Source organism: Yinghuangia sp. YIM S10712 (genome assembly GCF_051388935.1).
Classification (GTDB): Bacteria; Actinomycetota; Actinomycetes; order Streptomycetales; family Streptomycetaceae; genus Yinghuangia.
Genome location: NZ_JBPKBI010000001.1, coordinates 1025151 through 1039135 on the forward strand (window position 1 = coordinate 1025151; position 13985 = coordinate 1039135).

Annotated in this window: 10 protein-coding genes; 6 read left to right on the top strand and 4 right to left on the bottom strand. The window is 71.8% G+C overall.

Annotation, left to right across the window (positions count from 1 at the left end; all coding sequences use genetic code 11):
* Positions 1–40 precede the first annotated feature (40 nt).
* The 3 genes from ACRX5W_RS04790 to ACRX5W_RS04800 all read right to left on the bottom strand — a co-directional run bounded on the left by ACRX5W_RS04790 (position 41) and on the right by ACRX5W_RS04800 (position 1748).
* Complete coding sequence (locus ACRX5W_RS04790) at positions 41–268, bottom strand: DUF3107 domain-containing protein (protein WP_436786613.1); 228 nt, start codon at positions 266–268, stop codon at positions 41–43.
* A 307-nt stretch (positions 269–575) separates the two neighbouring features.
* The gene (locus tag ACRX5W_RS04795; protein WP_436786614.1) at positions 576–1223 is read right to left on the bottom strand and encodes a TetR/AcrR family transcriptional regulator; all 648 of its coding nucleotides are present in this window, start codon (positions 1221–1223) and stop codon (positions 576–578) included.
* 243 nt (positions 1224–1466) lie between these two features.
* Positions 1467–1748 (bottom strand): hypothetical protein, encoded by a 282-nt coding sequence (locus tag ACRX5W_RS04800; RefSeq protein ID WP_436786615.1) that lies wholly within the window; start codon positions 1746–1748, stop codon positions 1467–1469.
* 269 nt (positions 1749–2017) lie between these two features.
* On the opposite strand from ACRX5W_RS04800, the gene ACRX5W_RS04805 reads away from it, so the two are divergent.
* The 3 genes from ACRX5W_RS04805 (at position 2018) to moeZ (ending at position 6021) form a co-directional block, all read left to right on the top strand.
* A complete protein-coding gene (locus tag ACRX5W_RS04805) occupies positions 2018–2974 on the top strand; it encodes an alpha/beta fold hydrolase (protein ID WP_436786616.1) in 957 nt (318 codons plus the stop codon).
* An 8-nt stretch (positions 2975–2982) separates the two neighbouring features.
* Positions 2983–4671, top strand: coding sequence for a DUF3152 domain-containing protein (locus ACRX5W_RS04810; RefSeq protein WP_436786617.1), 1689 nt, complete (start codon positions 2983–2985; stop codon positions 4669–4671).
* Between the two features lie 171 nt (positions 4672–4842).
* On the top strand, positions 4843–6021 hold the full coding sequence (gene moeZ / locus ACRX5W_RS04815; RefSeq protein ID WP_436786618.1) for an adenylyltransferase/sulfurtransferase MoeZ: 1179 nt from the start codon (positions 4843–4845) through the stop codon (positions 6019–6021).
* Positions 6022–6138: 117 nt separating this feature from the next.
* Here the strand turns inward: moeZ and ACRX5W_RS04820 are convergent, their stop codons facing one another.
* Entirely contained in the window at positions 6139–8475 is a 2337-nt protein-coding gene (locus ACRX5W_RS04820) for a lysylphosphatidylglycerol synthase domain-containing protein (RefSeq protein WP_436786619.1), read from the bottom strand.
* A 164-nt stretch (positions 8476–8639) separates the two neighbouring features.
* On the opposite strand from ACRX5W_RS04820, the gene ACRX5W_RS04825 reads away from it, so the two are divergent.
* The 3 genes from ACRX5W_RS04825 (at position 8640) to ACRX5W_RS04835 (ending at position 13962) form a co-directional block, all read left to right on the top strand.
* A complete protein-coding gene (locus ACRX5W_RS04825) occupies positions 8640–9059 on the top strand; it encodes an MGMT family protein (RefSeq protein WP_436786620.1) in 420 nt (139 codons plus the stop codon).
* Between the two features lie 273 nt (positions 9060–9332).
* Entirely contained in the window at positions 9333–12770 is a 3438-nt protein-coding gene (locus ACRX5W_RS04830; protein ID WP_436786621.1) for an ATP-dependent helicase, read from the top strand.
* A 166-nt stretch (positions 12771–12936) separates the two neighbouring features.
* A complete protein-coding gene (locus ACRX5W_RS04835; RefSeq protein ID WP_436786622.1) occupies positions 12937–13962 on the top strand; it encodes a hypothetical protein in 1026 nt (341 codons plus the stop codon).
* Positions 13963–13985: the final 23 nt, after the last annotated feature.

Here is a 13985-nt window from a genome sequence, read left to right on the forward strand (position 1 = left end):
GGCCGCACCTGGTGGTGCGGCCCGCCCCTCGATATTGCGGTCAGACGGCGCCGAAGCCGACGCGGCGGACGCTCGGCTCGCCGATCTCGACGTAGGCGAGACGGTCGGCGGGGACGATGACCCGGCGGCCCTTCTCGTCCTGGAGCGAGAGCACTCCGGCGGTGCCGGTGAGCGCGTCGGCCACCGCGCGTTCGACGTCTTCGGCGGTGTCGGTGCTTTCCAGCACCAGTTCCCGTCCGGCGTGCTGCACGCCGATCTTGACCTCCACGGCTGTCCCTCCGGTTCAGACGAGTGGGAGCGGCCATCGAACTGCGCGCGCCCGTACACAGGGAAGGCTAATCGAGTCGCACGGCCGCGAAGCCCCGCACCCGGTACGCCGAGCGCGAACGTGAAGACGGAGCGGAGGGGGCGGCACGGGCACTCGGTGTGATTGTCGGACCGGGTTCGCACGCCCACTCCGGGGGCTTACGCGAGGTGTGGAGGCCCGTGCGCCGAGCCGTCCACAACCTCGCGTTGTCCACAGGGCGTGACCGCGAAGCCCGTCGTTGATCCCCGTCATTCCGCCCGCACGCCGGTCAACCCGTCTGCGGCGCCGCCTCGTCCTTGCGCGGGAAGCGGGAGATCCCGCGCCAGCCGAGGGTCGAGATCAGGCGCGACGCGGTGTCGCGGGGGATCGGGACGCCCTTGGAGATCCAGTAGCGGGCGGTCACCTGGGCCTGGCCGGTCAGGCCGATGGCCAGCAGCATCGCCTCGGCCTGGCCGAGGCCGGTGTCCTCGGCGATGACCTCGCTGACCGCTTCGGCGCAGGTTTCGGCCACCCGGTCGACGCGGTCGCGGACCGCAGCCTCGTTCGTCAGGTCGGACTCGAACACCAGGCGGAAGGCACCGCCGTGGTCGTCGACGAAAGCGAAGTACGCGTCGACCGTCGCCGCGACACGCAACTTGTTGTCGTGGGTCGACGCGAGCGCGTTGCGCACCGCGCCGACCAGGGCCTCGCAGTGCTGGTCGAGCAGGGCGAGGTAGAGCTCCAGCTTGCCGGGAAAGTGCTGGTAGAGGACGGGTTTGCTGACCCCTGCGCGCTCGGCGATGTCGTCCATCGCCGCCGCGTGGTAGCCCTGCGCCACGAACACTTCCTGGGCGGCGCCGAGCAGTTGGTTCCTGCGGGCCAGCCGGGGCAGGCGGGTGCCTCGCGGGCGGGGTTCCGCATCCTGGATGGCTGTCACGGCGCTCCTCAGACGTGTCAAGCGTGTCAAGCGTGGTCGAACGTGTCCTGATCCCGGGACGATCCCCGAGACGTCGGGGCGCCGTCAGGCGTTTCCGCCTCGTCATCCTACTTTTGGGTAATCCTTCGTCGTAGGTTTCGTGGCGCAACGAACAGGGTTCTGGAAACGGTGCTTGCCGTGCAAGGCCCCGACGGCCCGCACATCTGACGTTTTGTCAGGGTGGCGTTCGAACCACGCGTGGGATCAGCGGTATTCGTCCTCGTCGGGAGTGACGACGCGCTGCTGGTCGGTGCGGTCGGCCGGATCGACACCGTCGGGCACCGGGGCCCAGACGAGTGCGTCCTCGTCCTCCACAATCGTCGCGCGCTGCTCGGCGACGTCCGCCTCCGGCGCTTCGAGGTCGAGGTCGTCGGGAGCGGGGACCTCCCCGGGGTCCTCGTGCGTCGCCGGGTCCTCGGTGCGCGGGCCCGCGATATCGCTTTTCGCGGTGCCGCGGTGGCCGGGTGCGTTCGTCTTGTCTGGCATGTCACTCCTTCTTCTGCTGCTTCCGACCTTTCCCATGGTGTCGCCGGGGGGCCGAAAACTCGCGCGCGGTGCCGAATAGGTCTCTTTCGGACTACTACCCCGGTCGGCCGTGTTGCCCCGTGCGGATCATCGATACCGAACCGTTGCCATCCACATGGTTGGCCGTGGGTCCAAAAATGCCCATTCGAGCGCCAAATCGCCGCTCCGTGTGTCCCGATCACGTGCCGTGGGCCTTCCGTCCCGGTGACCGTCTCGTAATATTGGCGACCGTGACGACGACTCAGGGGGTTTCCGGCGCTCCGGCGGCCTGGCCTGTGCGTACGGCGGCGAGCGCCGGCGAGACGACGGTGGCCGTTCGGCGGCATCCCGCGCACGACCCGGACCTGCCGCCCGCCGTCCTCGTCCACGGCCTCGGCGGCTCGTCGCTCAACTGGAGCCACCTCGCGCACGACCTGCGCGATGTCGTCGCCGCCGACATGGTCGATCTTCCGGGATTCGGCTTCTCGCCACCCCCGCACGACGGCGACTACTCGATTTCGTCGCACTGCCGGGTGGTCGAAGGGCTGATCCTGAGCCTCGGCCGCGGGCCCGTGCACCTGATGGGCAATTCGATGGGCGGGGCGGTCGCCACCCGCGTCGCCGCCCGCCGGCCGGACCTCGTGCGTACGCTCACCCTCGTCTCGCCCGCGCTGCCCGACCTCAAGCCGCAGGCCACCGCGTTGCCCACGGCGCTGATGGCGGTCCCGGGGGCGGCCGCCGCACTTGGGCGGTTCACCCGGAACATGACCGCCGAGCAACGCACGCGTGTGTCGGTCGGGCTGTGTTTCGGGCAGCCGCAGTTGCTGCCCGAGCACGAATTCACAGATTTCGTGGCCGAATACCAGCGGCGCCTCGGGCTGCCGTACATGGTCGACGCCTTCACCCGCTCGGCGCGCGGCGTCGTCTCCTCCTACCTCGAACGCGGCCCCCGGTCGCTGTGGAAGCAGGCTGCTCTGGTGCAGGCACCCACGCTGCTGATCTACGGACGCCGCGACAAGCTGGTCGACTCGCGCGTCGCGCGCCGGGCCGCGGCGACCTTCCCGGACCCGAGGCTGGTGATGGTGCCCGACTCCGGGCACGTCGCGATGATGGAGCACCCGCGCGTCGTCGCCCGCGCGGTCCGCGACCTTCTCGCCGAGACCGCGCAACAGAGCAAGACGCCCATGTCCCCGGCCCAGGCGGGGTGACCGCGCACATGGGCCGACACTCCGGTACTTCGGATACATATTCGGACACCTACTCGGACACGCAGACGGGCATGTACGCGGACGCCTACGGCGGCACCCCGCAGGACACGTATCCGGGTTATCCGGACCACGGCCTCGGGGGATACGACACCCCCGCCCCGGCGCCGTACTACGAGACGGTCGGCGGGTCAGGCGAATACGCGACGGCCGGGCACGGCTACGCGGGTGAGGCCGCGTACGCGCACGACTACGCCGCGCCGAGTCACCCCGGCGGGCATCACCGGCCGTACCAGGACGCGGTGTATCCGGAGCCCGGCTACCAGGAGCCGGTCCTCCACGACACCGGCGGTGTGGAGCAGGTCGCCTACGACTACGCCCCGGAGAACCCGCAGACTCCGCAGCAGCCGTACTGGGACGAGTCCACAGCGTGGGAGGCCCCCGCCGACCCGGGCTTCGGCACCGCGGGACAGCCCCGGCTAGGCGGGCAGTTCGAGCCGCAGCCCCAGCATGCCTTCGCGTACGCCCCCGAGGCCTACACGGATACGTACGCACAACCGCTGCCGCAGCACTCGTTCGCGCCGGAATACGAAGAACCCGTTTTCGCCCCCGAGCCCGCGGCATGGCACGACGCCGTCCACATCGAGCCCGTCGACGAGCCGATGGCGGTTCCGCAGCGCGGCCGCGCCGACGCCCGGTCCGATGTGCTTGCCGACGACATCGAGGACGACGCCGAATCCGGCGCCGCGCCCCCCGGATATGTTCCCCGCCCGGCCCCCGCCGACCGGTCCGCGGGCGGGCGCGCCGCCTCGCGCCGGGCCTCGCGCACGACCTCCCGCAAGCCGCGCCGGCTCGCCGCCGCGGGCGGGGCCGTGGTGACCGGCGCCGTGCTGGCCGGCGTGGTCGTCGTCCAGATGCCGGACGGCCACTCCCAGGCCCAGGCCAGCGGCGACACCGCTCCCGACGGCACCCAGGACCGCGACACCGAGGACGCCGCGTCGCGGGACTCCGAGCGCGGCCAGGTGCAGGCGGGCACGCCCGCCGCGTCGGGCGCGCCGGGGCCGAGCACGATCCCGATCCCCACGCCGTCGGCGCCGCAGACCACGACGGACCGCATGAAGGTCCGGTTCTCGCTGGACCCGCTGCTGTCGCTGTCCGGCAAGTTCGACGTGCTGCCGGGCCAGTCGGACAGCCCGGCCAAGTCCGGGACGACGAAGAAGACCTACCGGATCGAGATCGAGCAGGGCCTCGCGCTCGACGGCAATTTGTTCGCCGAAGCCGTGCAGCAGACGCTGAACGACCCGCGTTCGTGGGCGCACGACGGCCGGTCCTTCGTGCGCACCGACGGCAGCGCCGACTTCGTCGTCCGGCTGGCCAGCCCCGGCACGACGCACCGGCTGTGCGGCGTCGTGGGTCTGGACACCTCCCAGGACAACGTGTCGTGCGACGCCGCCGGCACCCCGTACGTCGTCATCAACGCGTGGCGCTGGGCGGAGGGTTCGCCCACCTTCGGCGACGAGATGCTCGCCTACCGCCAGATGCTCATCAACCACGAGGTCGGCCACCGCCTCGGCCGCAACCACGAGACCGAGGCGTGCCTGCCGGGCGAACTCGCGCCGGTGATGATGCAGCAGACCAAGAGCCTCGAAGCCGACAACGGGCTCATCTGCAAGCCGAACGCCTGGCCCTACCCGGCCTGACCGACCGCTCGGCCCCGGTTCGCTGCCTGGCGAGGAGCCCTGCCGCGGCACTCGCGTGCCGCGGTGGGACGCATGTCTCACGCACCGGACCCGGCGCCCGGGAATCGGACACGCCGTGGCACTGTTGAGGGCGAAAACAACGCAGAACTAGGTCTGACCATCGGAGATCCCGTGTCGCTACCACCCTTGGTCGAGCCCGCCGCCGAGCTCACCGTCGACGAGGTCCGCCGGTATTCGCGCCACCTGATCATCCCCGACTTCGGGATGAGCGGGCAGAAGCGCCTGAAGAACGCCAAGGTCCTGTGTGTGGGCGCCGGCGGTCTCGGTTCGCCGGCGCTGCTCTACCTCGCCGCGGCCGGCGTCGGCACGCTCGGCATCATCGAGTTCGACACCGTCGACGAGTCGAATCTCCAGCGCCAGATCATCCACGGCCAGTCGGACATCGGCAAGTCGAAGGCGCAGTCGGCCCGCGAGAGCGTCCTGGAAGCCAACCCGTACGTCGACGTGGTGCTGCACGAGGAGCGCCTCGACGCGTCGAACGTCATGGAGATCTTCGCGCAGTACGACCTGATCGTGGACGGCACCGACAACTTCGCCACGCGCTACCTGGTCAACGACGCGTGTGTGCTGCTCGGCAAGCCGTACGTGTGGGGTTCGATCTACCGCTTCGACGGCCAGGCGTCGGTCTTCTGGGCCGAGCACGGGCCGTGCTACCGCTGCCTGTACCCGGAGCCCCCGCCGCCCGGCATGGTCCCGTCGTGCGCCGAGGGCGGCGTGCTCGGTGTGCTGTGCGCGTCGATCGGGTCGATCCAGGTCAACGAGGCCATCAAGATGCTCACCGGCATGGGCGACCCGCTGCTCGGCCGGCTGATGATCTACGACGCCCTGGAGATGACGTACCGCCAGGTCAAGGTCCGCAAGGACCCCGAGTGCGCGGTGTGCGGCAAGAACCCGACGGTCACCGAGCTGATCGACTACGAGGCGTTCTGCGGCGTGGTCTCCGAGGAGGCCCAGGAGGCCGCGCTCGGCTCGACCATCACGCCGCGGCAGCTCAAGGAGTGGATGGACGCGGACGAGGAGATCCACGTCATCGACGTCCGCGAGCCCAACGAGTACGAGATCGTCTCGATCCCGGGCGCGGTGCTCGTCCCGAAGAACGAGTTCCTGATGGGCAACGCCCTCGAAGGCCTGCCGCAGGACAAGCGCATCGTGCTGCACTGCAAGACCGGGGTGCGCTCCGCCGAGGTGCTGGCCGTGCTGAAGGCCGCGGGCTTCCAGGACGCGGTGCACGTCGGCGGCGGCGTGATCGGCTGGGTCAACCAGATCGAGCCGCACAAGCCCGTTTACTGAGACTGTCCGCCCGACCGTCTCCCGAGCCCGGTCGGCGAACGCCGTCCGGGCCGGACACGCGTGAAGGCCGGCGCCCCGCTGTGGGGGCGCCGGCCTTCACGCGTTCCGGGCGAGAGGTCAGATCGCCTGCTTGCGCTGGAGGTAGGTGAACGCCAGCCAGCCCGGCAGCACCGGCAGCCAGAAGGTCAGGAACCGGAACAGCAGCACCGCGGCCGTGGCCGTTTCGATCGGCAGCTTCCCCGTGGTCGTCAGACCCGCGATCAGCGCCGCCTCGATCGCCCCGATCCCGCCCGGCACGGGAGCCGCCGAACCGATCGCGTTGCCGGCGAGGAAGACGACGGCGATCGCCGCGAAGCTCGCCGAGCCGCCGAAGGAGCGCACGCACGCGTCCAGGCACAGGATGAACGACACCGTGAGCATGATCGTGCCGCCCAGGCCCGCGGCGAGCTTCGCCGGTGTCTGGAGGACGTCGAGCAGGCGCGGCACGATGCCGGAGAACAGCGGTCCCAGGCGCCGGACGATGAACCGCCGCAGCGGGCCCACCGCCATCACCAGCAGGCAGATCATCGCGAGCGCCAGCAGCCCCGCGATGACCGCGCCCGACGGGGCGAACGACGGCGTCTGCTCGGTGCCCGCGATGTAGCCGAAGAAGACCAGCAGCCCGATGTGGAAGACCAGGCCGCCCAGTTGCGAGACGCCGATGCTCGCCGCGGCGAGTGCCGGGGGCACACCCGCCTTCTGAAGGTAGCGGGCGTTGAGTGCGACGCCGCTCACCGCCGCCGGCATCACGAGCTTCACGAACGATCCCGCCAATTGGACGACCGTCGTCCGCCACACGGACAGCCGCTCGGGGACGAACCCGAGCAGCATGAAGGCCGCCGCGACATAGCTGAGCGACGCCGCGAGGAGCCCGATCGCGGCCCAGCCCCAGTTGGCCCGTTCGAAGATGTCGCCGAGGTTCGCGTCGGTGAGCTGGGACAGCAGGAAGTAGCCCGCGAACGCCGACGCGACGACGGTGACCAGCGTCCGCGGCCGGATGCGTTCCAGCCGCACCGGCTCGGCCTCGGCGCGGGGCCGCAGCTCCAGGATCTGTTCGCGGATGCGGGAGAGCAGGTTCTCGTTCTTGCGCAGCGCGGCGCGCGTCGAGCGGTTCAGCGCGACCTTCTGGAGCAGCGGCAGGCACGCCGCGACCGCGTCGACGCCCAGGCCCTCGGTGGCGGTGCGGACCGCGCGCTCCTCGCCCACGCGCAGCGCGACCGAGGTCAGCATCTGCGCTGTGTCGATGCGCAGCGACAGGTCGCCGGACGCGATCTCGCCGGCCCGCAGGTCGATCAGCCACGGGTCGCCGTGTTCGTCGATGAGGAAGCTGTTGGTGCCCAGCCGCCGGTGGGTCAGGCGGTGTGCCTGCATCAAGGCGATCTGCCGCCAGATCTCGACCAGCAGGTCGTCGGTGAACTCTTCGTCGGCGAGCCCGTCGAGCCCGCGTCCGGGGATGTGCGCGTACGCCAGCAGCGCGGCGTCCGAGCCGACTTCGGTCGTGGCGACCAGGCGCGGTGTGCGTACGCCCGCGTCCGCCGCCGCGTAGGCCATCAGCGACTCCTGTTCGAGTGCGCGGCGCAGCGACAGGAAGGTGCGGCGGGCGGTGATCACGCGCAGCCGGACGCGGCGGTAGAAGCGGTAGACCGCGCCCGAGGTCTGCTGGTCGCGGTCGAGGACGGTCACGTCGAGGAGTTGGTCGTCGGTCAGCCGCACGGCATAGCGGCGGCTTTCCTCGGGGCCGTCGTCGGTGCGCACGGCCGAGGCGGCGACCAGCCCGAAGCGGCGCAGTGCGGCCACGACCGCGTCGGCGGGCGGGCGGCGGTTGGGCACGCCGACGGTGTACATCGTGGCGTACGCGATCGTGCGGCCGAGCAGCAGGCTCGTCAGCAGCGCGAGCGGCGTGGTGTAGCCGCCGACCAGGACGGTCGCGGCGTTGAGGGCGAGCAGCGTCCACACCGACGCCTGCCAGACCGGGCGGCGCGTGAGTCCGACGGCGGTGATGTAGGCGACGATCGGCGCGAGGTAGCCGTGGACCGGGTCGGTCAGCCCGCCGCCGGGCAGCGGCCGGGTGAGCGCCGCCTCCAGGGCGTCGGGGCCTGGGCCGGTGACCCACCAGCCCAGGCCGAGCGAAGCGGCGTAGGTGAGGGCCGCGGCCAGGACGCCGTCGGCGACGCGCAGGCCGTCGCGGCGCAGCAGGCGGTCGACGCCGTACGCCACGGGCATGACGAGGACCGCGACGGCGAAGACACCGCCGGACACGTTGAGCAGCAGGCGCGGCAGGCTGTTCTGCGCCCCGCGCACGATGTCCGACTCCAGGCCCGACGTGGTCTCGCGGGCGATGCTCGCGAGGAAGAACACGACAGCGAGGGCCAGCACGCCGATCAGCACGCGCAGCAGGTCGCTCGACCGGTGCACGCGCGCGGGTTGTGAGGGCTCGACGACGAGGGCGCGCCCGACGTGGGGAGCGCCCGTTGGGGAAGCGTCCTCGTGCTCTCGAATCACCGGTCACCGCCGCCTCGATGGTGGCACGGAGTCCGGGGGAAGGCTGGCCGGGGGACCGGTCTGGCACGATTCGGGGCGTGAGTCTGCCCACGCCGATCGCCGAACGCGTCCTCGATCTCGTCGCGCGCATTCCCCCGGGGCGGGTGATGGCGTACGGGGACGTCGCCGCCTGGTTCGCCGGCGAGGCGCCCGCGAGCGAAGGGCCCCCGGAGTCCGAGGCCGACGGGGGCGCCGGGGACGCCGGGTCGGATCGCGTCACGCTCGGCCCGCGGCAGGTAGGCCGCGTCATGTCCCGGTACGGAGGCGGCGTGCCGTGGTGGCGCGTGCTGCGCTCGGACGGAACCCACGCGCCGGGCCTGGCCGAGGAGGGCCTGCGGCGCCTGCGTGCCGAAGGCGTCCCGATGCGCGCGGGCGGCACCCGCGTCGACATGGCGAGGGCCCGCTGGGACGGCAGCGCGGAGGCCGACGGGTCTGCGGGAGGGGCGGGGAGCGGCTGAGGGCGCCGTGGCGCGAGGGTCCGGTGTGATCTGATGGGGCACGGCCGCGCCCTGCCGATTGGGGCGCGGCCCCCTGCGTAGCCCGAGCGCCCGGAAGGATCCCTGTTTGGCACGGTCGCAGGCCTGGTCGCCCGTGTGTCGTGCCGCCTCGATGAGCCTCTCCACCATTCCCCGCTTCTCGGCGTCCCCGCTGTCGTGTTTTCGGCGGCCACCGCCTCCGCACTTGTTCCCCGTCTGCCCCGAACCCTCGGCTTCCCCGTAAGGCCCTGTGCCATGACGACCGCGACATCCGCCTACCGCTTGCGGCGTTCCGACATCAGCCCGCTGCCGGAGCTGACGCTCGACGCGCGCCAGCGTGCCGTCGTCGCGCACCCGGGCGGCCCGCTGCTGGTGCTCGCGGGTCCCGGCACGGGAAAGACAACCACCTTGGTGGAGGCTGTCGCCGACCGGGTCGCCCGGGGGACGCTCCCCGAGGAGATCTTGGTCCTCACCTTCAGCCGCAAGGCGGCGGGGGAGTTGCGCGACCGTATCGCGACGCGGCTGCGCGGCGGTGCAGGCGCGGCGCGTGGCGGTGCGCTGCCGAACGCGACGACGTTCCACTCGTTTTGCTATGCCCTCGTGCGGCGGCACCAGCCGCCGGAGCTGTTCACGTACCCGCTGCGGCTGCTGTCGGGGCCGGAGCAGGACGTGTTCGTGCGCGAACTGCTCGCGGGCGAGGCTGAGGACGGGACGGTGCGCTGGCCGGACGAGTTGCGCGCGGCCCTTGGTACGCGCGGCTTCGCCGACGAGGTGCGCGCGGTCGCGGCCCGGACGCGTGAGCTCGGTCTCGACCCCGACGCGCTGGCCCGGTTCGCGGAGGGCATCGGTCGGCGCGACTGGCGGGCCGCGGCCGACTTCCTCGCCGAGTATCTCGACGTGTTGGACGCGCAAGGCGTGGTCGACTACGCGGAGTTGGTGCACCGTGCGGTGATACTCGCCGAGCGGCCGGAGGTGTCGGACGAGCTTCGTCGCCGCTACCGCGTGGTGTTCGTGGACGAGTACCAGGACACCGACGCGGCGCAGGTGCGGCTGCTGCGGGCGCTCGCGGGCGACGGCCGCGACCTGGTCGTGGTCGGTGACCCGGACCAGTCGATCTACGCGTTCCGCGGTGCGGACGTCAACGGGATCCTGGACTTCCGGCACCAGTTCCCGGACCGGCGCGGCAACCCCGCGCCCACGGTGGTCCTGCAGACCTCGCGGCGCGCGGGCGAGGGCCTGCTGCGGGCCTCCCGCGAGATCACCAGGCGCATGCCGCTGTCGCGACTGACCGCCGCCGACGCCGAGGCGCACCGCAGGCTGATCCCCGACCGCACCGGCGACGACGACCCCAGCCGCGTCCAGGTGTTCACCTACCCGACGCCGGGGGCGGAGCTCGACAACATCGCCGACATCCTGCGCCGCGCGCATTTGGAGGACGGCGTGCCGTGGGGCGAGATGGCGGTTCTCGTACGCTCCGGCGCACGGTCGATCGCGTCGATCCGCCGCGCGCTGACGGTGGCGGGTGTGCCGCTGGAGATCGCGGGCGACGAACTGCCGCTGGCCGCCGAGCAGGCGGTCACCCCGCTGCTGACCGCGCTGCGGGTCGCGGCCGATCCGTCGGCGTTGGACGAGGACACCGCGCGGATGCTGCTGATGTCCCCGATGTGCGGGATGGATTCGGCGGATCTGCGTGTCCTCGGGCGGGCGCTGCGGGCCGAGGAGCGGGCGGCGGCGATCGCGGAGGCCCGGGCGGCGGCCGGGGCCCGCGGCGACGCCGCAGACGGGGAACCGGAGCAGTTGGCGGCGTTCGCCGAACTCGACGCGGCCGACGACCCCCAGGACGCGGGGGGCCGGCCCGCCTACGACGCGGCCGACGAGCCCGCCGCGTCCGAGGCCGCGGCGTACCCGGTGGTGGCCCGGCCGTCCGCCGAGCTCATCCGGGACGCGCTCGCGCATCCTGAGCAACTGGTCGCCGTCGACGCGCAGATCGGGGCGGGCGCGTACCGGTTGGGCACGCTCATCGCCAAGGCGCGCGCGGTGCTGGAGGCGAACGGCACGACGGAGGCCGCGCTGTGGGAGCTGTGGCACGGCACCCCGTGGCCGGCCCGCCTGGAGCGGGCGGTTTTGCGCGGCGGCCCCACCGGGCGCAACGCGGACCGCGATCTCGATGCCGTCGTGGCGTTGTTCGAGGTCGCCGCGCGGGCCGAGGAACGAGCCGGGCACCGGGGCGCGTTGAACTTCCTGGAGGAGCTGACAGCCCAGCAGATCCCGGGTGACCGGCTCGACGACAAGGCCGTGCGCGGCGAATCCGTGCGGCTGTTGACCGCGCACCGCTCCAAAGGCCTTCAGTGGCGCCTGGTCGTCGTCGCCGGGGTGCAGGAGGGCCTGTGGCCCGACCTGCGGCGCCGGGGCTCGCTGCTGGAGGCCGACCGGATCGGTGCCGACGGGCTCGCCGAACCGCTGTCGCCGGGCGCCTTGTTGGCGGAGGAGCGACGGTTGTTCTACGTCGCCGTCACCCGCGCCCGCGAGCGGCTCGTGGTGACCGCGGTGAAGTCGGTCGACGAGGAAGGCGACCAGCCGTCGCGCTTCCTGAAGGAGTTGGGCGACGAGGGGGTCGAGCGCGCCGACATCACCTCGCGTCCGCGTCGGCCGCTGTCGACCGCCGCACTGGTCGCCGAGCTGCGGGCTTCTGCGGTGGACCCGAAGGCCCCGCGCACGGTCCAGCTCGCCGCCGCGCGCCGCCTGGCCAAACTGGCGTCGCTGCGCGACAGCGACGGATATCCGCTCGTTCCCGCGGCCCACCCGGAGCGCTGGTGGGGGTTGGTCGACCCCACCGATCCGGGCGTTCCGGTACGCGACCCGCGCGGGCCGCTGCGGTTGTCCGGCAGCGCGGTGGAGAAGGTCGACGCGTGCGCGTTGAACTGGTTCCTCGGCCGCGAGGTGCGCGCGGAGTCGGCGCGCAGTGCCGCGCTCGGCTTCGGCAATGTCGTCCACGCCCTCGCGGACGAGGTCGGCACCGGTGCCACCCCGGCCGAACTCCCGGTGCTGATGGACCGGTTGGACCGGGTGTGGGACGCCCTCGCGTTCGACGCGCCGTGGCAGTCGGACCAGCAGAAGGAGGAGGCGCGCGCGGCGCTCGAACGCTTCCTCGCCTGGCACACCCACGAGCGGCGCCGGGTGGTCGCCGCCACGGAACACGAGTTCGAGGTCGAACTGACCGTCGGCGACCACGAGATTGTCATCCGCGGCTCGATGGACCGTGTCGAGCGCGGCGAGGACGGGCTGGCCTACGTCGTCGATTTCAAGACCGGCAAGGGCAAGCCCGGAGCCGCCGAGGTCGCCGCGCACCCGCAGTTGGCGGTGTATCAGGCCGCCGTCGAGGGTGGGGCGTTGGACGACGTCGAGGCTTTCGGCGGGGTGCGCCCGGCGTCCGGCGGCGCGGAACTCGTGCAGTTGCGGCACCAGGCGTCCGCGAAGGACGGCCCGGGCGCGGAGCTTCTGCCGCTGGTCCAGGAGCAGACAGCGCCGGTGCCCGACGCGGAGGGGCGTACGTGGGTGTCGGCACTGCTCGCCGACGTCGCGGGTCGCATTCTCGGGGAACGCTTTACCCCCAAGTCCGGTACGCACTGCGACCGTTGCGATTTCCGTCGGTGCTGTAGCGCGCGGAGCGAGGGGCGTACCGTTGTCGAGTAGGTGTACGAGCGGCGGGCTGCCGTTCACCGCCGGTGAGCCGATGCCGCGCCTGCCGCCGCCGCGCCTGTTGGATAGGCTTTCTTTGCTCAACCCTGTGACCCGCATGGGCACTTCGTGACGCCGGGCCGTTCCGGCTTCCTGCCCGACAGCTCCGCTGGGAGATCACGTGCGCCCTGCCCGCATCGCAGCCTCGGTTTCCGCCGCCGGTCTGGCCCTGGCCGTCCTGACCGGGTGTGGCACGACGAAAGAGGAATCGGGTCCCCCGAACTCGTCGCTCGACGCGCAGACCCTCGCCCGCAACACGCAGACCGCGGTCGACGAGACGGACACCATCCGCTTCTCGGGCGAGGCGGTCTTCACCGAAGATGGCACCAGTGTGAAGGTCGGCGTGGAGGCGTGTGCCGACCCGGGGAAGAAGGCCGTCGACGCCCACATCACCGCGGACGGGAAGCCGATCGACGTGCTTGTCGTGGACGGCAAGCCGTACATCAAGGCGCCGAGCGAAACATGGCGGTATGTCCTCGACCTCCCGCAGGGCGGGGATGACGGCGAGGACGGCCCGGACCCGGCCGCAGTCGACGAGTTGATCCGGCTGGTCGGTGACCGGTATGTCGGACTCGGCGGTCTGATCGACGACTTCGGCCTGGACGACGCCGAAGACGCGGACGGAGCCGGGGAAGCCGAGGAATCCGGGGAGCCCGACGGAACCGGCCTGTTCGACAACGAGCCTGATGCCGCCGACGGGTCCGAGACATCCGAGAAGTCCAACGAAGAACGACTCCTCGACCTCGCCGACATCGACGACCTCTTCGGCGACGACGCGGGCTCCGTCGTCAAGGGCGAGCCGGTCGAGTACGAAGGCCGAACCGTGATCCCGCTGACCGCCACCGACAAGGAGAGCGGCGACGTGGTGACCGTGTACGTCCCCGAGTCCGGCGATCCGATCCCGGTGCGCGTGACGCTCGAAACGCCGGGCACCGAACAGTCGGCCGACGTCAAGATCGAAACGGGCGGCGAGGCCTGCGCCCCGAAGGCTCCGCCCGCCGATCAACAGGTCGACGAGGCCGCGTTCTTCGTGGCGTTCATGAAGGTGCTGGGCTTCGACGACTCGGACGCGGACGACTTCGACTTCGACGACACGGAATCGGACATCTCCGAGCCGGGAACCGGAACTTCGACCACCGGACGCTGAGCCCGGATATGCGGCTTGCCATA

Bases quoted from the DNA above. Each gene is read 5' to 3' on its own strand.
- ACRX5W_RS04800 (WP_436786615.1), bottom strand. From the start codon at position 1,748: ATGCCAGACAAGACGAACGCACCCGGCCACCGCGGCACCGCGAAAAGC.
- ACRX5W_RS04810 (WP_436786617.1), top strand. From the start codon at position 2,983: ATGGGCCGACACTCCGGTACTTCGGATACATATTCGGACACCTACTCG.
- ACRX5W_RS04830 (WP_436786621.1), top strand. From the start codon at position 9,333: ATGACGACCGCGACATCCGCCTACCGCTTGCGGCGTTCCGACATCAGC.